The sequence below is a fragment of the Pseudomonas sp. MF6394 genome, assembly GCF_002018845.1.
GTDB classification, from domain to species: Bacteria; Pseudomonadota; Gammaproteobacteria; order Pseudomonadales; family Pseudomonadaceae; genus Aquipseudomonas; species Aquipseudomonas lactis.
Window position 1 is genome coordinate 30,996 of sequence record NZ_MVOJ01000014.1, and the last position, 24,480, is coordinate 55,475.

28 protein-coding genes are annotated in these 24,480 nt (G+C 59.0%); 22 read left to right on the forward strand and 6 right to left on the reverse strand.

Annotated features, from left to right (window positions below):
* Window positions 1-84: 84 nt before the first annotated feature.
* Window positions 85-648 (reverse strand): alkyl hydroperoxide reductase subunit C, encoded by a 564-nt coding sequence (gene ahpC / locus MF6394_RS16070; protein ID WP_003191303.1) that lies wholly within the window; start codon window positions 646-648, stop codon window positions 85-87.
* Between the two features lie 133 nt (window positions 649-781).
* Entirely contained in the window at window positions 782-1,714 is a 933-nt protein-coding gene (locus MF6394_RS16075; RefSeq protein ID WP_078467039.1) for a site-specific integrase, read from the reverse strand.
* 169 nt (window positions 1,715-1,883) lie between these two features.
* Between MF6394_RS16075 and MF6394_RS16080 the strand changes: the two genes are divergently transcribed.
* Entirely contained in the window at window positions 1,884-2,891 is a 1,008-nt protein-coding gene (locus MF6394_RS16080; RefSeq protein WP_078467040.1) for a DNA-binding protein, read from the forward strand.
* On the opposite strand, the gene gorA is transcribed toward MF6394_RS16080, so the two are convergent.
* Entirely contained in the window at window positions 2,892-4,250 is a 1,359-nt protein-coding gene (gene gorA / locus MF6394_RS16085) for a glutathione-disulfide reductase (protein WP_044273907.1), read from the reverse strand. It abuts the gene before it with no gap.
* Between the two features lie 249 nt (window positions 4,251-4,499).
* Between gorA and MF6394_RS16090 the strand changes: the two genes are divergently transcribed.
* Window positions 4,500-6,092 (forward strand): trypsin-like serine peptidase, encoded by a 1,593-nt coding sequence (locus MF6394_RS16090; RefSeq protein ID WP_044273909.1) that lies wholly within the window; start codon window positions 4,500-4,502, stop codon window positions 6,090-6,092.
* A gap of 150 nt (window positions 6,093-6,242) precedes the next feature.
* On the opposite strand, the gene galU is transcribed toward MF6394_RS16090, so the two are convergent.
* The gene (gene galU, locus MF6394_RS16095; protein WP_003173830.1) at window positions 6,243-7,082 is read right to left on the reverse strand and encodes a UTP--glucose-1-phosphate uridylyltransferase GalU; all 840 of its coding nucleotides are present in this window, start codon (window positions 7,080-7,082) and stop codon (window positions 6,243-6,245) included.
* A 309-nt stretch (window positions 7,083-7,391) separates the two neighbouring features.
* On the opposite strand from galU, the gene MF6394_RS16100 reads away from it, so the two are divergent.
* The 11 genes from MF6394_RS16100 to MF6394_RS16150 all read left to right on the forward strand — a co-directional run bounded on the left by MF6394_RS16100 (window position 7,392) and on the right by MF6394_RS16150 (window position 16,215).
* On the forward strand, window positions 7,392-7,577 hold the full coding sequence (locus MF6394_RS16100) for a hypothetical protein (protein WP_003191311.1): 186 nt from the start codon (window positions 7,392-7,394) through the stop codon (window positions 7,575-7,577).
* A 499-nt stretch (window positions 7,578-8,076) separates the two neighbouring features.
* Entirely contained in the window at window positions 8,077-8,598 is a 522-nt protein-coding gene (locus MF6394_RS16105) for a fimbrial protein (protein WP_032897213.1), read from the forward strand.
* Window positions 8,599-8,673: 75 nt separating this feature from the next.
* A complete protein-coding gene (locus MF6394_RS16110; RefSeq protein WP_234454839.1) occupies window positions 8,674-9,210 on the forward strand; it encodes a fimbrial protein in 537 nt (178 codons plus the stop codon).
* Between the two features lie 19 nt (window positions 9,211-9,229).
* A complete protein-coding gene (locus MF6394_RS16115; protein WP_078467041.1) occupies window positions 9,230-11,842 on the forward strand; it encodes an outer membrane usher protein in 2,613 nt (870 codons plus the stop codon).
* Complete coding sequence (locus MF6394_RS16120) at window positions 11,839-12,600, forward strand: fimbria/pilus periplasmic chaperone (protein WP_078467042.1); 762 nt, start codon at window positions 11,839-11,841, stop codon at window positions 12,598-12,600. Before MF6394_RS16115 ends, MF6394_RS16120 begins: the two co-directional genes overlap by 4 nt.
* 20 nt (window positions 12,601-12,620) lie before the next feature.
* Window positions 12,621-13,193, forward strand: a complete 573-nt coding sequence (locus MF6394_RS16125) for a fimbrial protein (RefSeq protein ID WP_047710910.1) — start codon at window positions 12,621-12,623, stop codon at window positions 13,191-13,193.
* 10 nt (window positions 13,194-13,203) lie between these two features.
* A complete protein-coding gene (locus MF6394_RS16130) occupies window positions 13,204-13,698 on the forward strand; it encodes a fimbrial protein (RefSeq protein ID WP_047710911.1) in 495 nt (164 codons plus the stop codon).
* 13 nt (window positions 13,699-13,711) lie between these two features.
* A complete protein-coding gene (locus MF6394_RS16135; protein ID WP_032897205.1) occupies window positions 13,712-14,191 on the forward strand; it encodes a fimbrial protein in 480 nt (159 codons plus the stop codon).
* Between the two features lie 11 nt (window positions 14,192-14,202).
* Window positions 14,203-14,727 carry a fimbrial protein gene (locus MF6394_RS16140; RefSeq protein WP_032897202.1) on the forward strand — a complete coding sequence of 175 codons (525 nt, stop codon included), beginning with the start codon at window positions 14,203-14,205 and terminating at the stop codon, window positions 14,725-14,727.
* A gap of 96 nt (window positions 14,728-14,823) precedes the next feature.
* A complete protein-coding gene (locus MF6394_RS16145; RefSeq protein WP_047710912.1) occupies window positions 14,824-15,792 on the forward strand; it encodes a fimbrial protein in 969 nt (322 codons plus the stop codon).
* Between the two features lie 141 nt (window positions 15,793-15,933).
* Complete coding sequence (locus MF6394_RS16150; protein WP_032897198.1) at window positions 15,934-16,215, forward strand: hypothetical protein; 282 nt, start codon at window positions 15,934-15,936, stop codon at window positions 16,213-16,215.
* A gap of 5 nt (window positions 16,216-16,220) precedes the next feature.
* Here the strand turns inward: MF6394_RS16150 and MF6394_RS16155 are convergent, their stop codons facing one another.
* Together MF6394_RS16155 and MF6394_RS16160 are read right to left on the reverse strand one after the other, a co-directional pair.
* The gene (locus MF6394_RS16155; RefSeq protein WP_032897196.1) at window positions 16,221-16,451 is read right to left on the reverse strand and encodes a hypothetical protein; all 231 of its coding nucleotides are present in this window, start codon (window positions 16,449-16,451) and stop codon (window positions 16,221-16,223) included.
* A 145-nt stretch (window positions 16,452-16,596) separates the two neighbouring features.
* Entirely contained in the window at window positions 16,597-16,947 is a 351-nt protein-coding gene (locus tag MF6394_RS16160) for a hypothetical protein (RefSeq protein WP_003191317.1), read from the reverse strand.
* A 212-nt stretch (window positions 16,948-17,159) separates the two neighbouring features.
* Here MF6394_RS16160 and MF6394_RS16165 point away from each other — a divergent pair, with 212 nt between their 5' ends.
* The 9 genes from MF6394_RS16165 to MF6394_RS16200 all read left to right on the forward strand — a co-directional run bounded on the left by MF6394_RS16165 (window position 17,160) and on the right by MF6394_RS16200 (window position 24,365).
* Entirely contained in the window at window positions 17,160-17,462 is a 303-nt protein-coding gene (locus MF6394_RS16165; RefSeq protein ID WP_003191319.1) for a DUF1883 domain-containing protein, read from the forward strand.
* Window positions 17,463-17,488: 26 nt separating this feature from the next.
* Window positions 17,489-17,656: a hypothetical protein gene (locus MF6394_RS34300; RefSeq protein ID WP_164545329.1), complete on the forward strand. Its 168-nt coding sequence runs from the start codon at window positions 17,489-17,491 to the stop codon at window positions 17,654-17,656.
* Window positions 17,657-17,659: 3 nt separating this feature from the next.
* A complete protein-coding gene (gene alkB, locus MF6394_RS16170) occupies window positions 17,660-18,325 on the forward strand; it encodes a DNA oxidative demethylase AlkB (protein WP_078467043.1) in 666 nt (221 codons plus the stop codon).
* A gap of 75 nt (window positions 18,326-18,400) precedes the next feature.
* On the forward strand, window positions 18,401-19,474 hold the full coding sequence (gene ada / locus MF6394_RS16175) for a bifunctional DNA-binding transcriptional regulator/O6-methylguanine-DNA methyltransferase Ada (RefSeq protein ID WP_078467044.1): 1,074 nt from the start codon (window positions 18,401-18,403) through the stop codon (window positions 19,472-19,474).
* A gap of 71 nt (window positions 19,475-19,545) precedes the next feature.
* Window positions 19,546-20,610, forward strand: coding sequence for an NAD(P)H-dependent flavin oxidoreductase (locus tag MF6394_RS16180; RefSeq protein ID WP_078467045.1), 1,065 nt, complete (start codon window positions 19,546-19,548; stop codon window positions 20,608-20,610).
* A gap of 112 nt (window positions 20,611-20,722) precedes the next feature.
* Window positions 20,723-21,475 carry a molybdate ABC transporter substrate-binding protein gene (gene modA, locus MF6394_RS16185; RefSeq protein WP_078467046.1) on the forward strand — a complete coding sequence of 251 codons (753 nt, stop codon included), beginning with the start codon at window positions 20,723-20,725 and terminating at the stop codon, window positions 21,473-21,475.
* Window positions 21,476-22,156: a molybdate ABC transporter permease subunit gene (gene modB / locus MF6394_RS16190; RefSeq protein ID WP_044273925.1), complete on the forward strand. Its 681-nt coding sequence runs from the start codon at window positions 21,476-21,478 to the stop codon at window positions 22,154-22,156.
* 5 nt (window positions 22,157-22,161) lie between these two features.
* Window positions 22,162-23,241 carry a molybdenum ABC transporter ATP-binding protein gene (gene modC / locus MF6394_RS16195; protein WP_078467047.1) on the forward strand — a complete coding sequence of 360 codons (1,080 nt, stop codon included), beginning with the start codon at window positions 22,162-22,164 and terminating at the stop codon, window positions 23,239-23,241.
* Window positions 23,242-23,315: 74 nt separating this feature from the next.
* Window positions 23,316-24,365 (forward strand): DNA topoisomerase IB, encoded by a 1,050-nt coding sequence (locus MF6394_RS16200; protein WP_078467048.1) that lies wholly within the window; start codon window positions 23,316-23,318, stop codon window positions 24,363-24,365.
* Window positions 24,366-24,480: the final 115 nt, after the last annotated feature.

A 24,480-nucleotide genomic window follows, 5' to 3' on the forward strand; every position in this document is an offset into this window, starting at 1 on the left:
CCGAGCGAATCTCGCCCGGGCGTTTTGAGGGCGGATGCAGCTTACTTAAGTGCGGATACCCGCCCTTGATACGCGTTCACAGACTTAGATCTTGCCGACCAGGTCCAAAGACGGCGCCAGAGTGGCCTCGCCTTCTTTCCACTTGGCTGGGCAGACTTCACCTGGGTGGGCAGCAACGTACTGAGCGGCCTTGATCTTGCGCAGCAGCTCGGAAGCGTCACGGCCTACACCACCGTCGTTCAGCTCAACGATCTTGATCTGACCTTCTGGGTTGATCACGAAGGTGCCGCGGTCTGCCAGGCCAGCTTCTTCGATCAGCACGTCGAAGTTGCGGGAGATGGTCAGGGTTGGGTCGCCGATCATGGTGTACTGGATTTTGCCAATGGCTGGCGAAGTGTTGTGCCAGGCAGCGTGGGCGAAGTGGGTGTCGGTGGAAACGCTGTAGATTTCGACGCCCAGCTTCTGGAATTCGGCGTAGTTGTCAGCCAGGTCTTCCAGTTCGGTTGGGCAAACGAAGGTGAAGTCGGCTGGGTAGAAGAATACAACCGACCACTTGCCTTTCAGGTCAGCGTCGGTCACATCGACGAAGCTGCCGTTTTTGAAAGCGGTGGCTTTAAACGGTTTTACTTGGCTGTTGATGATAGGCATCGTTGACTCTCCGTCAGGGGTTAAGAAGTTGATGAGATGAATCCTACCGGCTCTTTCGGTCGATGGCTCATTGGCAAACCTGATGCTGACGATTGGCTTTCTCTATCAGGTGACTGTATTAATAGAAGAAATCTCAAATCAGCGGTTGGGTTGCCAGGGTCATGCCTAGAAACGGCGTCGCTTCAACATAGCGCATCGCGGATTTCATGTCGTTCCAGCCGACGTAACTCATCAGCGACTTCAAATCCCAGCCGCTGCGGTGCGCCCAAGTGGCAAAGCCCCGGCGCAGGGAGTGGCTGGTGTATTGCTCGGCGGGAATACCTGCACGCTCAAGGGCTTGGCGCAATAACGGGATCACGCTGTTGGGGTGCAAGCCCTCCTCGCCCAGGTTGCCCCAGCGGTCAATGCCGCGAAATACCGGCCCGCGCACCAACGCCGAGGCGCTGAGCCACTCGCTATAAGCCTGCACCGGGCACAGCCGCAGCAACGCCGGGGTCTGGTAAGTCTTGCCGAGGTTGTCGCGATCACTTTTGCTGCGCGGCAAGTACAGGCTGATGCCAGCGCCCGGCACGGCTTGCACATGCTCAATGCTTAATCGGCACAGCTCATCACTGCGAAAGCCGCGCCAGAAGCCCAGCAGAATCAGCGCAGCATCGCGCTTGGCCCGCAGCAAGCGTGGTGGGTCGTGATGCTCGCTGGCCTGTTTGGCTTCAATGTCCAGGGCAGCGATTACTTGCTCCAAATGCTGGAGCTGCAAAGGCTCGGCCTGTCGCTCTCGCGCCGGGTGCACGGCGCGGATGCCTTTGAGCACCTTGCGTACCACCGGCGCCTTCGTCGGGTCGGCAAACCCCTGACTGGTATGCCATTGCGCCAAGGCCGAGAGCCGCAGCTTCAAGGTATTCACTGCCAACACTCCCGCATGCGCCACCAAGTAACGCGCCACGCTGTCGCTGGTGGCCGGCAGGAACCCTCCCCAACTGACTTCGAAATGCTCGATGGCCGCACGGTAGCTGCGGCGCGTGTTGTCGCGGGTGGCGGCGTTGAGATATCGGTCCAGGTCGCTCATAGGCGTCTATTCGTACTGCTGACAGATGGATGGCGGAGGAAAACACAGATGACACGGGATAATACGCCAATATCCCATCTGTTAAATCATGAATTTCAACGAGTTTTTAACCATGTTATAGTATGTATATACATACCATGTACCACAGTACTAAATCGACGGAGACCCCATGGCTCGTGGCGGCATAAACAAAGCAGTAGTGCAAACGGCACGCCTGGCAATCCTCGCCCGTGGCGAAAACCCCAGCATCGATGCAGTGCGTATCGAAATGGGTAATACCGGCTCGAAAACCACGATTCATCGCTATTTGAAAGAGCTGGACGAAAGCGAAACGCGGCAAACCATCAACCAGGCGCCAATTGACGATGAGCTTGGCGAACTGGTCGCACGCCTGTCCCAACGCCTCAAAGAGAAGGCCCAGGAGCCGATCGACCTGGCCCTGGCGCAATTCGAGCAACACAAAGCCGCCCTGCTCGCCCAGGTAGAAACCCTGGAAGAAGCGCACACCCAGCTCAAACAGCAATTTGATATCCAGGCCGCAGCCCTGGGCGAAGAAAGCGCGGCGCTGCAAACCGCCAGCACCAGCCTGCAGACCGAGCAAACCCGTAACGCCGGGCTGAGCCAGGCGTGCAGCGATTACGAGCTAAGGCTCAATGACAAGGACGAGCAGATTCGCTCCCTGGAAGAAAAACATCTGCACGCCCGTGATGCGCTTGAGCATTACCGCAATGCCATCAAGGAACAGCGCGGGCAGGAACAGCGTCGCCATGAAGGCCAGTTGCAGCAGGTTCAGGCCGAACTGCGTCAGGCACAGCAAAGCGCGCTGGTGCGCCAGGATGAAATCACCCAGTTGCATCGCGATAACGAGCGTCTGCTGAGTGAGCAGCGAGTGACCGCCAAGGAATTGAATGCGCTGCAGGAGCAAACTCGTCAGGACCAGGCGCTACAGCTGAAACTCAAGGAGCAGCTCAGCCAGATCGACAGCGAGCGCACCCTGCTCCAGGAACGCCTGCGCGTGGCCGTGCAAGACAGCCAATCACGCCAGGCCGCACTGCTGGAACACCAGCAGCACAACAAGGCGCTTGAACTGGACCTGGTCAAGGCCCAGGCAAGCATCGAAGCCCTGCGCCTGGCGGCCGTCGTTGCAACGGCGCCAGAGGCAGCAGAGCCAACCTGATCAATCCGCCACAGGCGTGCGCATGGTGACGAATTCTTCCGCCGCCGTAGGATGCACGCCGATGGTTTCGTCGAAATGCTGTTTGGTCGCGCCCGCCTTGAGCGCGATCGCCAGCCCTTGCACGATTTCACCCGCATCCGGGCCGACCATATGGCAACCCAGCACTTTGTCGGTGTCGGCGTCGACCACCAGCTTCATCAGGGTCTTTTCCTGGCAATCGGTGAGGGTCAGCTTCATCGGCCGGAAACGGCTTTCAAAGACCTGCACGTTGTGGCCGTTCTTGCGTGCATCCTCTTCCGTCAGACCGACTGTGCCAATGTTTGGCAGGCTGAACACCGCCGTCGCGATATTGGCGTAATCCACCGCGCGGTATTGCTCGGGCTTGAACAACCGCCGCGCCACGGCCATGCCTTCAGCCAGCGCCACCGGCGTCAGCTGCACACGACCAATCACATCGCCAATCGCCAGGATCGACGGCTCGGCGGTCTGGTAGAGATCATCCACCGCGACGAAACCGCGCTCGTCCAGTTTGACCCCGGTATTTTCCAGGCCCAGGTTATCCAGCATCGGGCGGCGGCCGGTGGCGTAGAACACGCAATCGGCTTCCAGCACGCGACCATCCTTCAAGGTGGCTTTGAGGCTGCCGTCGGCTTGCTTGTCGATACGTTCGATGTCGGCATTGAACTGCAAGTCCAGGCCGCGCTTGGTCAGCTCTTCTTGCAGATGTTTGCGCACCGAACCATCAAAGCCGCGCAAGAACAGGTCGCCGCGATACAGCAATGAAGTGTGTGCACCCAGGCCGTGGAAGATGCCGGCGAACTCAACGGCGATATAACCGCCGCCCACCACCAGCACGCGCTTGGGTAGCTCTTTAAGGAAGAATGCCTCATTGGAGCCAATGGCGTGCTCGCGCCCCGGAATCTCAGGGATCTGCGGCCAGCCACCGGTGGCGATCAGGATGTGCTTGGCAGTGAAGCGCTCACCATTAATCTCCACCTGATGCGCATCGACCAGGCGTGCATGCCCTTCGTGCAATGTCACACCGCTGTTGACCAACAGGTTGCGATAGATGCCGTTGAGGCGGTTGATCTCGCGATCCTTGTTGGCGATCAAGGTCGCCCAATCAAAGTTCGCCTCGCCCAGGGACCAGCCAAAGCCGCTGGCCTGTTCGAAATCTTCGGCAAAATGCGCGCCGTACACCAACAGCTTCTTTGGCACACAGCCGACGTTCACACAGGTGCCGCCCAAGTAGCGGCTCTCCGCCACGGCCACCTTGGCGCCAAAGCCAGCGGCAAAGCGCGCCGCGCGAACACCGCCGGAACCGGCGCCAATTACATACAGGTCAAAATCGTAGGCCATTTCACTCTCCTCGGCAGGACACCAGCATACCGACTTAGGTGGGGACGAGAAACGAAAAAGCCAATCGACATACCTTGCCACATTCAAATACGAGGCCCTAGAGAGCGCATTGTCACGACGGTCTTTAACGGCTAGTTAAAAACCGTAGGCGTCACCTGTCATTGTTGACAGTAGAAGGCTGATTGACGATCCGTAATGATACTTCGGTGCCGTAAACACTCACCGCATCCGAAATGAGGAAGCATCGCTATGATTTTCGGCTATCGCTTTACGCTTAGTTCAAGATTTTTTAGCCGACTCACGCTCATTGTGCTGGCTGCATGGATCACTTCCAGCCATGCCGACAGCATGCTTGTCTCAATTCCAAATCCTCACACCTCACCCGCTGCTGGAGTGGCTCCGCTGTTATCGGCCACTGCGCCGGGGTCAGATCGTTTCTTCGCTGTAGGTTTAATGAAGAAGACTCAAGGGCTCGCGTGGGAATGCACGGCGACATTGGTGGCTAGCAGCGAAACACCCAATGATACTCAGGCCGCGCTTATTCTCACTGCGGGGCATTGCAGTGTTGATCCTTTGTTGAGCATTGATAGCGGTGACAATGACGTCGTCATTGATAAACCCATGGCAGTTGGCTTTGCTTTTTCCCCCGCTTATTTTTTTGACAATGTTAATGAGCACCATTGGTACAGCATCAAACGTATAGTTTATTCAAGCATGAAAGGGTCGGACGTCGGGTTGCTGGAACTGGCTGCAACCTACGGCGAACTTCGCTCAAGAGGCGTGAAGCCGTTACTGTTAAAGAATTTTGATGCGTCCGACCGCGCCATTGAACTGGCACATATACCCCAGGGCGCTTTTCCTGGCGGATTTTTTCTGCGCCACTCAGTTTGCCAATCGCAGCCGCCCACGCCTCTTTTCGAAAGCGCCTGGCCTATCCGACCAGACCTTCCCTGGTATTGGTCCGACGCTCGTGCCAACGACTGTATTGGCGTATACGGCGGCTCCTCCGGCTCCCCGGTTTTTGCGAAAGATGGCAAGCGGGTAATCGGCATACTATCTACAGCGACCGACTCTTACTTGAATGGTTGTGGCTTCGCCCGGCCCTGCGAACTCGCGCCTGCCGGCACGGTAAGTCGGCCTGAGGCGGTATACACCCACTCGGTTGATCATATTCTTGCGGCATTTCGACCAGATAACACCTTGGACCTGAGCAACCTTGACCCGGGTACCGGGATAGCTATCGAACGCGTGGGCTCTTGGTCGACCCGCTCCGCAGCCCCCAACGAGCACGGTCAATTGCAACCGGCGTCTTGGGGCCTGAAGATCAGTAAAGGCTTCGAATGGATTCGCTACAAGAGCGGATCAGCCAGCTCAATTCAATGCGCACTGCCAAAAGGATATGGGGCGCCAGTCAGGGCGGTTGATCAACCCCTGCTTAAACTCCCCGTCGATCAAAGGGAGGGGGTTCAGGCGATATGCATCATTGGCAAACGCTTTGGACAGACGTCCTGGCAACCCATGAAGTTTGCGACCGTTAAATTACGCCAGCTGGATGACACAGCCCCGCAGAGCAAGCCGGAAGTCGACGTGTATGAACACAGCCCTGACGAATGGCAAATAACCACAGCCTCTCGGCTGAACGAAATTGTCCAGACGTATTATAAATACGGGGCGCTCGATTCAATTGACTGCAAGAATGAAAGCGGTTACGCCCTCGTGAGAGAGACGCTCATACTGCCAAAAGATCGGAACTGGCGTTATTGCGCCTACGGAAAAGACGAGGCCGGCAATAAAACGCTTATTATCACCAGGGACCTCAAAATCGAAACAGCGAAACATTAACCCGCCATTCATCTGCTGGCATCAACACTCTTCGCTTTAGAGGTCAAAAGCAGAACGCGTGCGCCTAACGCATGAAACAAAATGCCCCGAACAATCGGGGCATTTGTTTAGGTCGCTGAAACGACCTGCTGGAGCAACGGCTTACATGAATCAGTAAGCCTTGCCCGTTTTGTAGAAATGCTCGTAGCAGAAGTTGGTCGCTTCGATGTAGCCCTCAGCACCGCCGCAGTCGAAACGTTGGCCCTTGAACTTGTAGGCAATCACGCAACCGTCTTTGGCTTGCTTGAGCAGAGCGTCGGTGATCTGGATCTCGCCGCCCTTGCCTGGCTCGGTCTCTTCGATCAGCTTGAAGATGTCCGGGGTAAGGATGTAACGACCGATGATCGCCAGGTTCGACGGTGCATCTTCCGGTGCTGGCTTCTCGACCATGTCACGTACGCGGATCAGGCCATCGCCAATATCGTCACCGGCGATAACACCGTACTTATTGGTTTCGGTAGGGTTGACTTCCATCACCGCAACGATGGTGCAACGGTATTTCTGGTAGAGCTTGACCATCTGGGTCAGCACACCGTCGCCTTCCAGGTTGACGCACAAGTCATCCGCCAGGACCACGGCGAACGGTTCGTCACCGATCAGCGGGCGACCGGTAAGGATGGCGTGGCCGAGGCCTTTCATTTGAGTCTGACGGGTGTAGGAGAACGAGCATTCGTCGAGCAATTTACGGATACCGACCAGGTATTTTTCCTTGTCGGTGCCCTTGATCTGGTTTTCCAGCTCATAGCTGATGTCGAAGTGGTCTTCCAGCGCGCGCTTACCACGACCCGTGACGATGGAGATCTCGTTCAAACCGGCATCCAGAGCCTCTTCCACACCGTACTGAATCAGTGGCTTGTTCACCACTGGCAGCATTTCTTTGGGCATGGCTTTGGTCGCTGGCAAGAAGCGAGTGCCGTAACCGGCTGCTGGGAACAAGCATTTCTTGATCATATGAGTCCTTACAAAGGGCTGTGCGTACGGAATTCGGCGCAGTCTAATCAGGCCGCAGTCACCTTACAATGGGTCCTGCTGGCGTTGCGATGTCATCATAGAGAAAAAATGTCGGCGTAAGTTCCGCTGATCCTGCAAAGCGCATCACCAACGGTCGATCAGAACCCGACTTGGCCCCTTGTTTAAAGGGCTGCAATGGTTTTAGCACGCTTTTGCCCCCCTGGCACTGACCTGCAACAACTTGCGCCCTGCCCCGGCAATTGGCGTTATCATGAGCGCCTTGAACCAAGACCACGAGATTGCCAACAGATGTCAGAACCCAAAGGTGTAAACGGCTACCTGATCACGAAGCGAGCAGACGGCTGGCACTTGATCAATTTTCACGGCGACAGCGTTGCCGGCGTATTCGAGACCGAAAGCATGGCGATTGCCGTAGCCGAGGTGTTTGTGGATGAGGCAGGCCATGCATCGAGCAAGCGGCCGAAAACCAAGTAAGCCTCGTTGCTCTGCGAAAGCCCCGTTAATCGGGGCTTTTTTGTGGCTGTTGACCTGCCAGCCTCACGGCCTCTGCGCCCGTAACCCGGTTAGTTGTTTCGCGCTATTAATGTCTATTGATTTTCACTGTATGTCATCCCATTCTTACAGCTATAACCCAAACTAAATTATTCTCATTTAGCAGCGTGTAGTTCATTTCTTACAGCCAAAATCAAAGTTTTGGCAAAGTGCCATATTCTTCCTATACGTCGCGATACTGCCTGCCCACATCAATAAGCGAATGTGACGACTTACTTTTTCAAGTCGCCATCACACAATTGCTTCCGCCTCAACCGTGCGCCCAAATGGCAATACAACTAATTGGAAAGTTTTAACTTCTGATTGGTACTCGACTGGCGATCAGCCGAGTTTGCTGCCGGCCACTCTTGAGGTGAAACGTCAGCCCCACGCCAATAGGTGGCGGGGCTCTTCCATGACATTTTTATGTGGGCATCTGCAAATGAAAACTACGTTCAAAACTGCACTGTTAACCATCGGCCTGTTCGCGGGTTCCATGTCCGGCGCTCAGGCGGCAGATGGAACGGTTACCTTTCTGGGATCGGTCCACTCGGGTGCCTGCTCCATCAAGCCTGAATCGGTAGATCAGACCATTCATCTGGGCGCCATCGCCAAGCATCAATTGCAGGCAGGCGGTAAGTCCGAAGCTCGCCGTGTGCTGATTGAACTGGAAGGTTGCGACCTGACAAATCTGACTGATAACACCGTGACCACGACGTTCACGGCTGCGCCATCAACTGACGTGCCTGGCGCAATCGGCACCGTCGGTACCGCAGGCCGCGTCGGCATCATGATGACCCATGGCGGCAGCCCTATCCAACTGGGTGTGGCAACCACGCCCCAGGCCATTTCCACCGGTGACAACACGCTGGAATTCGGCGCCTTTGTTCAAGGCGCGGCGACCGGCGACATCGTGCCGGGTGACTTCAGCGCGGTCACCAATTTCACCTTGGCTTATCAGTAAGTAGCCCCCCCGCCACTTCAGGGTGGCGGGGGGAACGGGTGGGAGAAAACGGTGAAAAAACTCAGAAGTCTGGCGATGAGCTCGTCACTGGCGGTGGTCATCAGCCCTTGGGTGTTCGCGCAGGAGACTGCGCAAGGTGAAGGGGTCATCACGCTCGGTGGCAGGGTCGTTGACTCCGCGTGCGGGTTGGAACTGACCAGTGCCGATCAAACCATCGAGATGCCCGCCGAGCCCATTGGGCGGCTGTTGCGAAATGCGTTGGGCGAGCCACACCCCTTTGATTTACGCCTGGTCAACTGCTCATTGACGCGCCCGGACCCTTTACGGCCGGGTGCAACGCTACCTGACTGGGAGCATTTGCGGGTCACGTTCGACGGCCCGCGCGACCGCGACGGTCGCTCTTTTGCTGCCTTCGGCGATTCACAGGGTGTTGCCTTTCACATCTGGGATTCGGCCGGCCAGGAGAGCGTGCCGGGCGAGCCGATGGCGCCGCATCCCTTGGCCGAAGGCGACATGACACTTCACTACACGTTGCGGCTGGTGGGCAACGGGTTGCCCTTGGCGCCGGGCGCTCACCGCGTCGCCGTGCGGTTCAAGTTGGAATACTTTTGAACATTGATGGGTTGCTTTCATGCTGAATGCGTCGAAGATCAAACATACGCTGCGCCCCACGTTGGTTGGCGGGCTGATGTCACTGGCAGGCACAGCCTTGGGTGCCGCGGATATCGAATTCAATACCGACGTTCTTGACCTGAATGATCGCACCAATATCGATTTGTCGCGGTTTTCGCGCAGCGGTTTCATTCTGCCCGGCACTTACACGATGCTTGTGCAGATCAACGGCCAGGCGCTTTCCGAGCAGTCGGTGGCGTTTTATCCCCCTGATGATGACCCGAAGGGTAGCCAGGCCTGCTTGTCCGCAGAGCTCGTGGCGCAACTGGGCCTGAAGGCGATCGAAGCAGCCAGGCTCACAAGGTGGAAAGGCGACGAGTGCCTGGACCTTCAAGGCTTGCCAGGTGCCGAGGTCAGTGCAGACCTGGCCACCTCCACATTGAGCATCAACCTGCCCCACGCCTACCTTGAGTACAGCGCCCTCAACTGGGATCCGCCTGCACGCTGGGATGAAGGCGTACCGGGACTGTTGATCGACTACAACCTGACGGCGCAGTCCAACGCCCAGAAAAACGAGCGCACCCGCAACCACCTCAGTGGCAACGGAACGCTGGGGGCCAATGCCGGGGCCTGGCGCCTGAGGGCCGACTGGCAGGGCCGTGTCGACAGCGCAAGGGACCGTTCCGCCGGGGAACAGAAGCTGGAGTGGAGCCGCTACTACGCTTACCGCGCCATTCCTGCCTTGAGGGCGCGGCTGGTAGTTGGCGAAAACTACCTGTATTCGGACCTGTTCGACAGCTTTCGCTTTACCGGTGCTGCGTTGACGTCAGACGAAAGTCAGCTGCCCCCCAACCTGCGCGGTTACGCACCTGAAGTGGTGGGGTTGGCCAAGACCAACGCCAGGGTGGTCGTCAGTCAGCAAGGGCGCGTGCTGTATGAAACCCTGGTGGCCGCCGGCCCCTTTCGTATCCAGGACCTCAATGATGCCGTCACCGGTACGCTGGATGTGCGGGTAGAGGAGCAAGACGGTTCGGTACAGACCTTCAAGCTCAACACCGCAGGCGTTCCTTACCTGACGCGCCCTGGGCAAGTTCGATATAAGCTGGCGAGCGGGCGGCCTTCGGATCTCCAATATGGCGCTGACGGCAACTTTTTTGGCACGGGGGAGTTCTCCTGGGGCGTGAGCAACGGCTGGTCGTTGTTCGGCGGCGCCATCACCGACAACAACTACCGGGCCGCCACTATCGGCGCTGGCCGCGACCTGTTGGCATTGGGCGCGTTATCCCTGGATGTCACCCAGTCCCGGGCTGAGGTATGGAATCAAACGCTCTCGGGTAAATCCTACCGCCTGCAATATTCGAAGAACTTTGAACAATACGACAGCCAGGTCACCTTCGCCGGTTATCGGTTCTCCGATAAGAACTTCTTGAGCATGAGTGAATATTTAGACGCTCGTCATTACGGCAGGAACGGGGAACTGGCGGGCCGCGGACAATACGACGAATTCGGTCAATATGCCGGTGAATTCAAACCTATTGGTGGCAGCAAAGCGCTGTATACAGCGACCGTTAACAAACAATTTCGCGACTTGGGCGCCACGGTCTACGCCAGTTATAACAAACAAACTTACTGGTCGCGACCGGCTACCCAGCGCTGGAACTTGTCGGTGTCCCGCTACTTCAATGTGGGCACCGTCAAAAACATGAGTTTGTCGCTCAACGTTTATCGAACGTTGGATTACAACTACAAGGATAACGGCATGGCGCTGACGGTCAGCCTGCCGTTGGGACGCAGCGGCACGCTGTCGCTGGACGCCAGCCGGGCCGCAGGCAAGAACGGCTTTTCAACGCGTTACAGCGACCGCCTCGATGAGCGCAACAGCTACCAATTGACCGCCAGCGATAATTCGGCCAGTGGCTATCTGAGCCACATGGGTGATCAAGCGGACCTGACAGTCGCCGCCAGCCGGCAACAAGACAGTCGCACCAGCCTCAGCCTGTCAGCCCGCGGCGGTGGCACGCTCACGTCTCACGGCGCAGCCCTGCATCGCACCAACAGCATGGGCGGCACCCGTTTGATGGTGGATACCAGCGGCGTGCCTGACGTGCCGGTGCGGGGTTACGGCTCGCCGACCCGCAGCAACGCCTTCGGTAAAGCGGTGATCGCCGACCTGAGCAGCTACCAGCGTACGGCAGCCAGCGTCGATCTGGAGAGCCTGCCGAGCAATGTCGAAGCCACTCAATCTGTCACCCAACTGACCCTCACCGAAGGCGCCATCGGTTATCGCGCCCTGGACGTGATCGCCGGTGAAAAAGCCATGGCGGTGCTGCGCCTGCCCGATGGCAGCTCGCCGCCCTTCGGTGCGACGGTCCAGAACGCCAAGCAGCAGGACACCGGCATCGTGAATGACGGCGGCAATGTCTACCTCAGCGGCATTCAAGCCGGTGAACAGATGGTCGTCAGTTGGGGCGGGAATGAGCGCTGCACCCTCACCCTTCCCGACGTCTTGCCCGCTGACGGCCTGAGCAACGCCCTGCAACTGGACTGCCGAGTCGCAGCCACCGATCAACCCTTGTCCGCGCCGGCAGAACTGACCGGCAAGCACCCCGTCACGGAGACCACATCCTCATGACCCTTTACAAACGCTTCACCCTCTCGACCCTCACCCTGCTGACGCTCGCCATGAGCCACAGCAGCCACGCTGCAATTGGCCTGGACCGTACCCGCGTGATTTTCGACGGCAGCAAAGACGCCACCAGCGTGAACATCACCAATAACAACACCCAATTGCCGTACCTGGCCCAGGGCTGGATCGAGAATGAAGAGGGCCAGAAACTCACCACACCCTTGATCGTGCTGCCCCCGGTGCAGCGCCTGGAACCGGGCAAACAGAGCCAGGTAAAAGTCCAGGCGCTGCCGGCGGCCAAGTCGTTGCCCCAGGATCGAGAGACGGTCTACTACTTCAACCTGCGGGAAATTCCGCCACGCACCGATAAGGCCAACACCCTGCAAATCGCGCTGCAGACCCGGATCAAACTGTTCTACCGGCCTCAAGCCATTACGCCCAGCCAGCAAGACCTGTCCAAGCCCTGGCAGGAAAAGCTGACCCTGACCCGGCAAGGCGAGCATTACCGGGTGAATAACCCGACGCCCTACTACGTGACCCTGGTGGATGCGCGCAGCACCAAAGAGGGCAAGACCGTGGCCGGTTTCGAGCCGGTGATGGTGCCGCCCAAAGGCACGCTGATCCTCGGCCCGACTGCCAAGGCCCTGGGCCCTACCCCTCACTTGGCCTACGTCAATGATTACGGCGGCCGTCCGCTGCTGGCCTTCACCTGCAGCGGCGAGACGTGCAAGGTCAACCTGCAAGCAGCACTGCCCAAACAGTAAGCCTGTCGCTGGAGTCAGCCATGAAGTCTCATTACATAACGGTATTGGGCGGCCTGTTACTGGCCTTTGGAGGGAGCGCGCAGGCCGAGGATATCGAGGGCATGAATGGCGTGCTGAATATTTCCGGCTCCATGCACGAAACCCCGTGCAGCCTGGAAATGACCTCGCTGCATCAGACCATTGAACTGGGCGACGTCTCCACCAGCCAGTTACGTCGGCCTGGTGATCAGGCCAACCAGGTGGCCTTCCAGTTGCGCTTTACCGAGTGCAACCGCACCGCCGGCAGTATCCGCAGTGAACGCACCGGCAACCTGACCTGGAGCGCCTTTCAACCGGTGCTGTCGGTGGCCTTTATCGCGCCTGCCGATGACGACGATTCGCGCCTGGTCAAAGTGCAAGGCATCACCGGCCTGGGGCTGCAACTGACCGACGCCCTGGGGCGGGACGTACAACTGGGCCAACGCGGCGAACCGCTGTTCTTGCCCCTGGGCGGTAACACCAAGACCTGGAACGTTCGGCCTACGCGCACCGCTGCGCCATTGACCAGCGGGGCATTCCGGGCCGTGGTGGATTTCAGGCTCAATTATGAGTAAGGGCAGAACAATGGCTAAGTCATACGGCCCCTGGGCCGTGTTAATGGGCAGCGGTTTGCTCTGGGCGTTCAGCCTGGGTGCGCAGGCCGAGACCAACCTGACCATCCGCGCGGTGATCATTGCGCCGCCGCCGTGTGTCATCAACAGCGGCAGTACGCTCGACGTGCCTTTTGGCAATGACCTGCTGACCTCGCGAGTCGACGGGGTCAATTATCGCCGTGGCGTGCCGTACACCGTCAGCTGCAGCTCCCCTTTCAGCAACGCGCTGACCCTGGAACTCAGGGGCACCGGTGCTGCATTTGACAGCCGCGTGCTGGTCACCCGCAAGCCGGATCTTGGGGTAAAGCTGTTCGTCAACGGCGCCGATTGGCCGCTGAACACGGCGGTGAACTTCACCTATCCCAACGTGCCGGTGGTGCAGGCGGTACCCGTCAAACGCCCGGGCAGCACGCTGACCGGAGGCGCATTCGATGCGGCCGCCACCCTCGTGGTCGATTATCAATGAAGAGGAATGACCAATGATCTGTTGGCCGCAGCGAGCGTTGCTCGCCTTGTGCTCCCTGGGCCTGTGCAGCGTTGCATCGGCCAACCTGACGTTTAGCGGCACGCTCAACGAGCCTCCCCCGTGCACGATCGATGCGGGCAACACCATCGAGGTGGATTTTGGCGATGTCGGGATCAAGCGCGTCGACGGTGTGCAGTACCGAAAAGGCGTGGGCTACACCATCAACTGCGGCACCGACACGCTGCCATGGGCGCTGAAGTTGAGTGTCAACGGCACGGCAACCACCTTTGACGGTGCGGCGGTACAGACAAGCGTACCGGCGCTGGGTATTCGGGTTTTCCAGAACAACCTGCCTTTTTCACTCAATACGCCACTGGATATCAGCCTGTCATCACCGCCCGTATTGGAGGTGGTGCCGGTCAAACAGCCCGGCGCAACCCTGGCGCCCGCAAGGTTTAGCGCGGTGGCCACGTTGTTGGCCGAATACCAGTAGGAGTCGAATAAATGGGACATTTACACCGTGCAGCGCTGGTATTGGCCTTGAGCCTGGCCGCCGACGCCCAAGCAGCGGACAACCTGAGTTTCAAGGGCAACCTGGTCCAGGAGGCCTGCACCCTGCGACCGGGCGACGAGGCCGTCACCCTGGAACTCTGGGACGTTACCAGCAAGCACCTGTATATCAACACCCGTTCACAGGGCAAGGACTTCAGGCTGCACCTGGAGAACTGCGACACCACCATTGGCGCCACGGTCAGCATCACCTTTGGCGGCAGGGAAAACACCGCGTTGCCCGGCATGCTCGCGCTGGATGGCGGCAGTGGCGCCTCAGGCATCGGGGTTGGCATAGAGACGCCGAGCAACAAGCCACTGCCGCTGAATTCGCCCAGCGATGCGCAGGTACTGATAGATGGCAGCAATGTGATCGCGCTTAAAGCCTTTGTGCAGGGCGAGCCGCAAGCCATCAGCGATCAGACCATCGGCCAAGGCGCGTACAGGGTGACCTCGACTTTTACGTTGGACTATCCGTAGCCGTTGCTGGCCTGAAAACGGCCTGGGCAAACCTTAATTATCTTCCGGATGATCACTCACAGTGACGTTCGGACAGAGGCGCAATGAGAGATCAAAATGAAACGACTCTATGGAGCGATAGTGCTTCTCGTCCTGCTGGGTGTGACGACCACCGCGCGAGCAGCGGATTGCCGCGTTAATGGCGGAAATTGGCAATATGTTGGCGACGGCGGGATCCTGAACCTGGAGGTCCCCGTCAACGTGAGTGTCGGCTCGGACAACACCCGTATCCTTCTCGAAGGCGCGTGGCTGGAATGCCGATTTACGCCCTCACCTGCCCACCCTACGCGTATAGATTTTTGGGGAACATCGGCGCAAGCCGGCGCCCCCTGGGTGCCCGGGCCGAAATTCAACAATCAAGGTACCGGCCTACGCATAAACGGCGCGTTTTATAACACTCCAGTGCCGTTTAACATCCGGATCGCGACCATGCCTAACAACTTTGTGGCGTATCCCATCTTTGTAACCCCCTATATCCTGCTGCGCAACGACCCCAGCAACCCGATCAGCGTGGTAATAGGTGACATTCTGGGCGCGCTGAATCTGCACCAGACGAATAATTACAGCTTTGGAAGCACGCGGCTCGTCCTCACGTACAAAGCCGCCAACAACTTCGGCATCTCGCCGTCAACCTGCACCATCAACAATAACAACCCCATCGAGATCAACTTCGGCAATGTGCAGCAGCGGGCGATCGGCACCGATCCCCTTACCACCTCGGTTCGTGCCAACCGCAGGCTCACCTATTCATGCCCCAATGGTGGGATCAACACCGACATCACCATCACCTACAAAGGCATTTCGACGTCGTTCGACGACAGGCTATTGGTGATGAGCAACCCGAACGTGGGCACCGCCCTCGTGCGTGCGGGCTCAGCGGTGAGGGTCAACGGTTCATTCCGCACCCGCATCACCAACAGCATGGGAGGCGATGATGTAACCTTTTCGCTCGTACGACGAGCAGGTGACTTCCCTGCTGCCGGGGCAATCAGCGGAAGTGGCGTGCTGGTAATGGGCGTGCCATGACTGTCACCCACTGACTTACAGGGTGTGCAAGCGCAGCACGGGTAACCTGCCACTGCACACCCGATGGCAGTTCGCTATAATCGCCGCCAACGCCCCACGACAGTGTCAGCGCCCTCTATTCCCTCTCGACGAAGATCCCTTATGAACAAAATCCTGGCACTGACCGCGGTACTGGCACTCGCCGGCTGTACCACCGCTTCCGACACCTTGCTTAAAAATGGCGAACAAGGCTTGACCATCGATTGCTCGGGCGAGGCCAATTCATGGGCCAGTTGCTACGAGAAAGCGGACGCATCCTGCGCGGGCACCGGTTACCGCATCGTCGGCACCAACGGTACGCCGGCGCTCAAGGAAAGCGACAAGACCCTGGGCCAGGACGTGGGCAACTTCAAAGGCCGCAGCGTGGTGGTGGTCTGCAAGTAACGCTGCTACAGGTGCACTTCAGCGAACTTGATCCCCAGGCCACGCAGGAGTTCGATCAGGTCATCCAGGCGCGCGAACGATTCGACCTCATCCTGCTCGTCCACCAGGAAGTAGCTGCGCCCGCCGCTCTTCTTGAAAAATACGATCCACTCGCCCAAATCGGCGGGGTTCTGGATGACATGGGTGGCCGAAATCTGCCCTTCGGCATGGCGGGCTTTGACGTGTTCTCGTTTCATAACGGGCTTTCCAGAAAAACAAATGCCGCTCAAACCCAGGGTTTGAGCGGCATCTTTGCAGTGAATGCCCGACAGTTTAACGGATGCAGGCCGTCCCTGCAGGGTGATGGCTTTTTTTATCGGGTTTGAGGGGTGGGCCTGTGGCTCAACCGGAAATGCACTCTTCCCCTGCCTTCTTCACGTCGCCCGGGCGGATGGGCACATTGGACATGCTTTCATAAAGCTTGATGCTGCTACCGCTGGAGCGGTCTTCGATTTCAAAAATTGCCGAAGGGTCTGCCGAGAATTTCTGCGGCACGATCACCTGAATGCCGTCTTTATGGGGCTCGATCTGCGGCGGCCGACGGGTCGCCTCCAATTTGCGCACCACACACGCCGCATATTCCTGCGGCTTCTTCCCTGAGATGACCACCAATGTTGGCGGGGTCTGCTTGATATCTGCAACCGAAGCACACCCACCTATTGCCAAGGCCAGCACCAACACACTCCACTTCATACAAAAACCTCCGATAAAGACCCTACGACAGCGGGGATGGTAATTTTCTCCCACCAACGTAGGATTTATCTGTGATAACTCGGTAAATAACTGTTTTAAATTGTCGAAGTCGTCGACGACGGCCCGATAATAAACGCGCTGGGGCTGATAAACTCCATCTTAACCTACGTATCGTTCTGATTTTTCAGAAAAAGCCCTTCTGGAGACACCCCATGAAATTCATCCACCAGCGTGAGCACCTCAACGAGGGAGACATTGTCGTCATCGAATGCTCGCAGACCTGCAATATTCGCCTGATGAGTGATGCGAACTTTCGCAGCTTCAAAAATGGCGGCCGCCATACCTACCACGGAGGCGCATTTGATAAATTCCCGGCCAAGATCACCGCACCGAGCACCGGCTTCTGGAACATCACCCTGGATGTGGTGACCCGTCGCGCCATCAGCGTGACCCGCAAGCCTGCGTTGTCCCACAAGATCCGCATCGTTCGTCGCACCAGCAGCAAGCTGAGCTGACCCGAACACCTGACAGGAAAAAAGCTGTGACCACCACAACCAAATACGTCATCAAGTACAAGCTCAACGGCGAACGCCGCTTTGAATTTGCCCAGCTGCACAGCAACAGCGTCGAAGAAGCCAAGCAAGCCTTGGCGAAAATTCATGATGCCAGCGACGAAATCACCGAAATCAATGTGAGCAAGGCGCTGTAAGCCATGCCTGGCCCTACCGCCGATTTGTTTGCCGATGATGCCCTGCAACAGCCTGCCGGGCGCGAGCAAATTGGCGAAGAATCCTACGTACTGAAGGGCTATGCCCTGCCCTGGATCGAGCGGTTATTGCCTGAACTGCGGCGTGTCCTGGCTCAATCACCGTTTCGGCAGATGGTCACCCCCGGCGGTTTTACCATGTCGGCGGCGCTGAGCAGTTGCGGCGAGCTGGGCTGGACCACCGACGCCCGTGGCTATCGCTACAGCCCACTCGACCCACGCAGCCAGCAACCCTGGCCCGTCATGCCCGACACATTGCGCCAACTAGCGGTGGCAGCGGCTACCGAGGCCGGTTTCAGCGGTTTTCAACCCGATGCCTGCCTGATCAACCGTTACGTACCGGGGGCAAAAATGTCCCTGCACCAGGACAAGAACGAGCGCAGCTACAGCGCGCCCGTGGTCTCGGTGTCCCTGGGGCTGCCAGCGATTTTCCTGTTCGGTGGTCATGCGCGCAGTGATAAAACCCAGAAGGTCTCGTTGTTCCATGGTGATGTGGTGGTGTGGGGCGGCGTTGATCGCCTGCGCTTTCATGGCGTGACGCCGATCAAGGACGGCGTGCATCCGATCATGGGCCCGCAGCGCATCAACCTGACCTTTCGCACCGCTGGCTAATTTGACCGCAAGCTTCGGAGTGTCGATTGCGCGCAGCAGGCTTAATCTGCTCCTGAACCGTCAAGAGTGCAGGCCATGAACAACGAACACGATCCGCGCTGGGCTGCCATTATTGCCCGTGATGCCAAGGCTGACGCGCTATTTGTCTACGGCGTGAAAACCACTGGTATTTATTGCCGCCCCAGCAGCGCTTCGCGTTTGCCGCGCCCGGAAAATGTCGAGTTCTTCGACACGCCGGCGCAGGCCGAGGCCGCAGGTTATCGCCCGAGCAAACGCGCTGCTGGCGACCAGACCCAATTGGCCGCACACCATGGACAGCTAGTGGCCGAGGCCTGCCGGCAAATCGAACAGGCCGAAACGCCGCCTAGCCTGGACATGCTTGCCCGATGCGCCGGGTTGAGTCCGTTTCACTTCCACCGCGTATTCAAAGCCAACACCGGGTTGACCCCCAAGGGTTACGCCAACGCCCTGCGTTCGCGCAGAGTGCGCGACGGCCTCAAGGGCCAGCATTCGGTGACAGACACCCTGTACGACGCGGGCTTTAATTCCAATAGCCGTTTTTACGAAGCCGCCGACCAAGTGCTCGGCATGAAACCGCGAGACTACAAAGGCGGCGGCGCCAATAACACCATCCGCTTTGCCGTTGGGCAGTGCTCGCTGGGGGCGATTCTGGTGGCGCAAAGCCAACGTGGCGTGTGTGCGATTTTATTGGGCGATGATCCGGGCAAACTGGTGCGCGACGTGCAAGACCAGTTTCCCAAGGCTGAGTTGATCGGCGCGGATCAGGGGTTCGAACAACTGGTCGCCCACGTCGTCGGCTTTGTCGAGGCCCCTGCCCTGGGCCTGGATTTGCCCCTGGACCTGCGCGGCACGGCCTTTCAGGAACGGGTGTGGCAGGCGTTGCGGGAGATCCCTGCGGGCAGCACTGCCAGTTATGCGCAGATTGCCGAGCGTATCGGCGCGCCCACCTCCTTTCGCGCGGTGGCCCAGGCTTGTGGTGCCAACCACCTGGCGGTGGCGATTCCCTGTCATCGCGTGGTGCGCAGTAATGGTGAGCTGTCGGGCTACCGCTGGGGCGTGGAACGTAAGCGTCAGTTGCTTGAGCGCGAAACCCAGCCCCACAAAATGCCGCTGTCGTCCAGTGAATAAAACAGACTGGCCGGGTGCCGATTGCCCTGCTAAAACAGCGAAAAGCCCGACTAACGCTGGAGACGCACCCGATGAGCACCTGGCCAGACACCCGCATTCTTGACCTGTTGGGCATTGAGGTGCCGATCATCCAGGCGCCGATGGCTGGCGCGACGACCACCGCCATGGTCATCGCCGCCCAGCAAGCCGGCGCCCTGGGCTCCATGCCCGCCGCAGCCTTGAGCCTGGAGCAACTGCGCGACGCCTTGGCCCTCATTCGCCAGGCCAGCAACGCGCCGCTCAACGTCAACTTCTTCTGCCATCAACCGCCCGATGGCGATGAAGCGCGGGACCAGGCTTGGAAGGCCTTGCTGCAACCTTACTACCATGAACTGGGCGTCGACTTCGATGCGCCAACCCCGTTGTCCAACCGCGCGCCGTTCAACGACGCAGCCTGCCAGGTGGTGGAAGAATTTCGGCCAGAAGTGGTGAGTTTTCACTTTGGCCTACCAGAGAAGTCCTTACTCGACCGAGTAAAAGCCACCGGTGCCAAGGTGCTGTCATCGGCCACCACCGTCGAAGAAGCCGTGTGGCTGGAACAGCACGGCTGCGACGCGATTATCGCCATGGGCCTTGAAGCCGGTGGGCATCGTGGTCTGTTTCTCAGCGATGACCTCAACAGCCAGATCGGCTTGATGGCGCTGTTGCCACAGATTGTCGACGCGGTCAGCGTGCCGGTGATTGCCGCCGGCGGAATCGGCGATGCGCGTGGCATCGTTGCGGCCTTTGCCCTCGGCGCTTCGGCCGTGCAGATCGGCACGGCCTACCTGTTCACGCCCGAAGCCACTGTAAGCGCCTCCCATCACCACGCGCTTCGCCATGCCCAGGCCAGCGAAACCGCGCTGACCAACCTGTTTACCGGCCGCCCGGCGCGGGGCATCGTCAACCGCGTGATGCGTGAACTCGGCGCCATCAACCCGGTGGCGCCGGCGTTTCCTAAAGCCGGTGGCGCGTTAATGCCGCTCAAGGCCAAGGATGAAGCCGGTTTCAGCAACCTGTGGGCAGGCCAGGCCCTGAGGCTGGGCAAAGACCTGTCCACCTATGACCTGACGCGCCAATTAGCCGAGCACAGCTTGAGCAAACTCACCCGCGGCTGATCTGAGCAGCAACTTGGCACTGTACCGGCAATGGCCAACCGCTATATATTCCCATACATAGCGGTAAGCCCTCTTTCCTACACCCTGCCGTACACCTTTAAGGAGTTGCTTCATGATGACCCGCGTTTCGCGCCTGGCCCCCCTGCTTGCCGCCTTTGCCTTGGGTACGGCCCATGCCGATGAAGTGCAGGTGGCCGTGGCCGCCAACTTCACCGCCCCGATCCAGGCGATTGCCGCCGACTTCGAGAAAGACACCGGCCATAAACTGGTCGCGGCCTACGGTGCTACCGGGCAGTTCTACACCCAGATCAAGAACGGTGCGCCATTTGAGGTGTTCCTCAGCGCCGATGACACCACCCCGCAAAAACTCGAAAGCGAAGGCGCTACCGTCAAGGGTTCACGCTTTACCTACGCGGTCGGCACCTTGGCGCTGTGGTCGGCCAAAGACGGCTATGTGGATGCCAAGGGCGAGGTGCTGAAGAAAAATGAGTTCAAGCATTTGTCCATCGCCAACCCCAAGGCTGCACCCTACGGCTTAGCCGCCACCCAAGTGCTGGCCAGAGAAGGCTTGACTGACAAGGTCAGGGACAAGCTCGTCGAGGGCCAGAACATCACCCAGGCTTATCAGTTTGTTTCCACCGGCAACGCCGAGCTAGGCTTTGTCTCCCTCTCGCAGATCTACAAGGACGGCAAAGTCACCAGCGGTTCGGCGTGGATTGTCCCGGCCGCCATGCATGACCCGATCAAACAGGACGCCGTGATCCTCAACAAGGGTAAGGACAGCGCCGCCGCCAAGGCCCTGGTGGACTACCTCAAAGGCCCGAAAGCGGCTGCCGTTATCAAATCCTACGGTTACGAGCTGTAAATGCCCCTGTCGAGTGCTGATTTTTCTGCGATCTGGTTGACCATCAAGCTGGCCGCACTGACCACCCTGATCCTGTTGATCATCGGCACACCGATTGCCCTGTGGCTGTCGCGCACCCACTCCAAGTGGCGCGGCCCCATCGGCGCAGTGGTCGCGCTGCCGTTGGTGTTGCCGCCAACGGTCATCGGCTTTTACTTGCTGTTGGCCATGGGGCCCAACGGCTACGTCGGCCAGTTCACCCAGTGGCTGGGCCTGGGCACCCTCACCTTCAGTTTCGCCGGGCTGGTGATTGGCTCGGTGATCTACTCCATGCCCTTCGTGGTGCAGCCGTTGCAGAACGCGTTTTCGGCCATCGGCACGCGCCCGCTGGAAGTGGCCGCGACCTTGCGCGCCAACCCGTGGGACACGTTTTTCACGGTGATCCTGCCGCTGGCACGCCCTGGGTTTATCACCGCCTCGATCCTGGGCTTTGCCCATACCGTCGGTGAGTTCGGCGTGGTACTGATGATCGGCGGCAATATCCCGGACAAGACCCGTGTCGTCTCGGTGCAGATCTACGACCACGTCGAAGCCATGGAATATGCCCAGGCCCATTGGCTGGCCGGCGCCATGGTGGTGTTCGCGTTTCTCGTGTTGCTGGCGCTCTACTCCAGCCGTAAAACCAAAATGGGCTGGAGCTGATCGCAATGATGGATATACGCCTGCACCTGAAGTACTCCGCCTTCACGCTGGATGTGGACCTGCAATTGCCCGGCCGTGGCGTGAGCGCGCTGTACGGGCATTCTGGCTCCGGCAAGACCACGTGCCTGCGCTGCATCGCCGGATTGGAACGCGCCGAACACGGTTTTGTGCAAATCAACGACGAGGTGTGGCAAGACAGCCGCAAAGGGCTGTTTGTGCCGCCGCATAAACGCGCCCTGGGCTATGTGTTCCAGGAGGCGAGTTTGTTTCCTCACCTGTCGGTGCGCGCCAATCTGGAGTTCGGCCTCAAACGTATCCCTCGTCTGCAACGGCGCGTGGACATGGCCCAGGCCACCGAACTGTTGGGCATCGGACACTTGCTTGAGCGTCATCCGCAACACTTGTCCGGCGGCGAGCGCCAGCGCATCGGCATCGCCCGCGCCTTGCTTACCAGCCCCAGGCTGTTTTTGATGGATGAGCCGCTGGCGGCCCTGGACAGCCAGCGCAAAAGCGAGATATTGCCTTACCTGGAACGCCTGCACGACGAGCTGGATATCCCGGTGCTCTATGTCAGCCACGCCCAGGACGAAGTGGCGCGCCTGGCTGACCATATCGTCTTGCTCAGCGACGGCAAGGCCCTGGCCAGCGGCCCTATCGGCGAAACCCTGGCGCGTCTCGACCTGCCCCTGGCGCTGGGCGACGATGCCGGCGTGGTGATCGCCGGCAGCGTCGTTGCCTACGATGCGCACTATCAGTTGCTCACTCTGGAACTGCCCGATTGCCCGTTGCAGATGCGCGTGGCCCATGCCCCGCTGGCGGTGGGCAAACCGCTGCGGGTCAAGGTCCAGGCGCGGGATGTGAGCCTGAGCCTGCAGGCCGAAGAACACAGCAGCATCCTCAACCGCTTGCCGGTGACCATCATCCAAACCATCGGCGCGGACAACAGCGCCCACGTGCTGGTGCGCCTCGACGCCGGCGGCACGCCCTTGCTGGCACGCATCACGCGCTTCTCACACAACCAGTTGCAACTGCATCCGGGCCAGAGACTGTGGGCGCAAATCAAGGCGGTGGCGGTGCTGGCTTAACCATTTGGCACGACCGCAGGGCGCTGCGGTCAATCAGACATACCGGCCTGATTTGTTGCCAAGGAACCCGCCCCATGCCTGACTCTTCGTTACCCGCCGACCTGCCCCGCGACCTGCATTATGTGGATGACACCCAGCCCGGCATCCGCCGTAAAAAAGTGCGAGGCACGTTCCAGTATCTGAACGCCAAGGGCGAGCGCATTACCGACGCGGACGAAATAAAACGCCTGAACGCCTTGGCGGTGCCGCCCGCCTACACCGACGTGTGGATCTGTGCCGACCCTCGCGGCCACCTGCAAGCCACCGGCCGGGACGCCCGTGGCCGCAAGCAATACCGTTACCACCCACGCTGGCGCGAAGTGCGCGACAGCGACAAATATTCGCGCTTGCAGGCCTTTGGCGCCGCCTTGCCCAAGTTGCGCAAACAGCTCGAAGCGCAAATCGCCGAGCCCGGGTTTACCCGCGAAAAGGTGTTGGCCACGGTCGTGATGTTGCTGGACGCCACGCTGATCCGCGTCGGTAATACCCAATATGCGCGCGAAAACAAATCCTACGGCCTGACCACCCTGCGCAACCGCCATGTGGACATCAAAGGCAGCGAGATCCAGTTTCAGTTTCGTGGCAAGAGTGGCGTGGAGCACCAAGTCAGCGTCAAGGATCGACGCCTGGCCCGGGTGGTCAAGCGCTGCATGGAATTGCCGGGGCAAAACCTGTTCCAGTACCTGGACGAAGACGGTGAGCGGCATACCGTCAGCTCCCAGGACGTCAACGACTACCTGCACCGTCTGACCGGCGAAGATTTTACCGCCAAGGACTACCGCACCTGGGCCGGCACGGCGATGGCGCTGGCGGTGTTGCGCGAATTGGCGTGGCAGCCTGAATCCGACGCCAAGCGGCATGTGGTGGCGATGGTCAAGGATGTCGCCCGGCAGTTGGGCAACACGCCGGCGGTGTGCCGCAAGTGCTATATCCATCCGGCGGTGCTCGAGCATTTCAGCCTCGGCCAATTGTCGAAGCTGCCCAAGCCGCGGGTGCGCAAAGGCTTGAAAGCCGAAGAAGTCGCGCTGGCGATGTTCCTGGAAAAACTCGCCGAAGACTTGCCGCGAAAAGTTAAGGTGGGTTAGGCTCTGCCTCCCTTCTGACTCACGGGATGACCGCCGACGTGAACATCTAAGCCTTCCAAAATGTATCTGCAACGAGCCGCCTGGCGCGCTTGTTGGCCTGTTCGACATTTTTTTG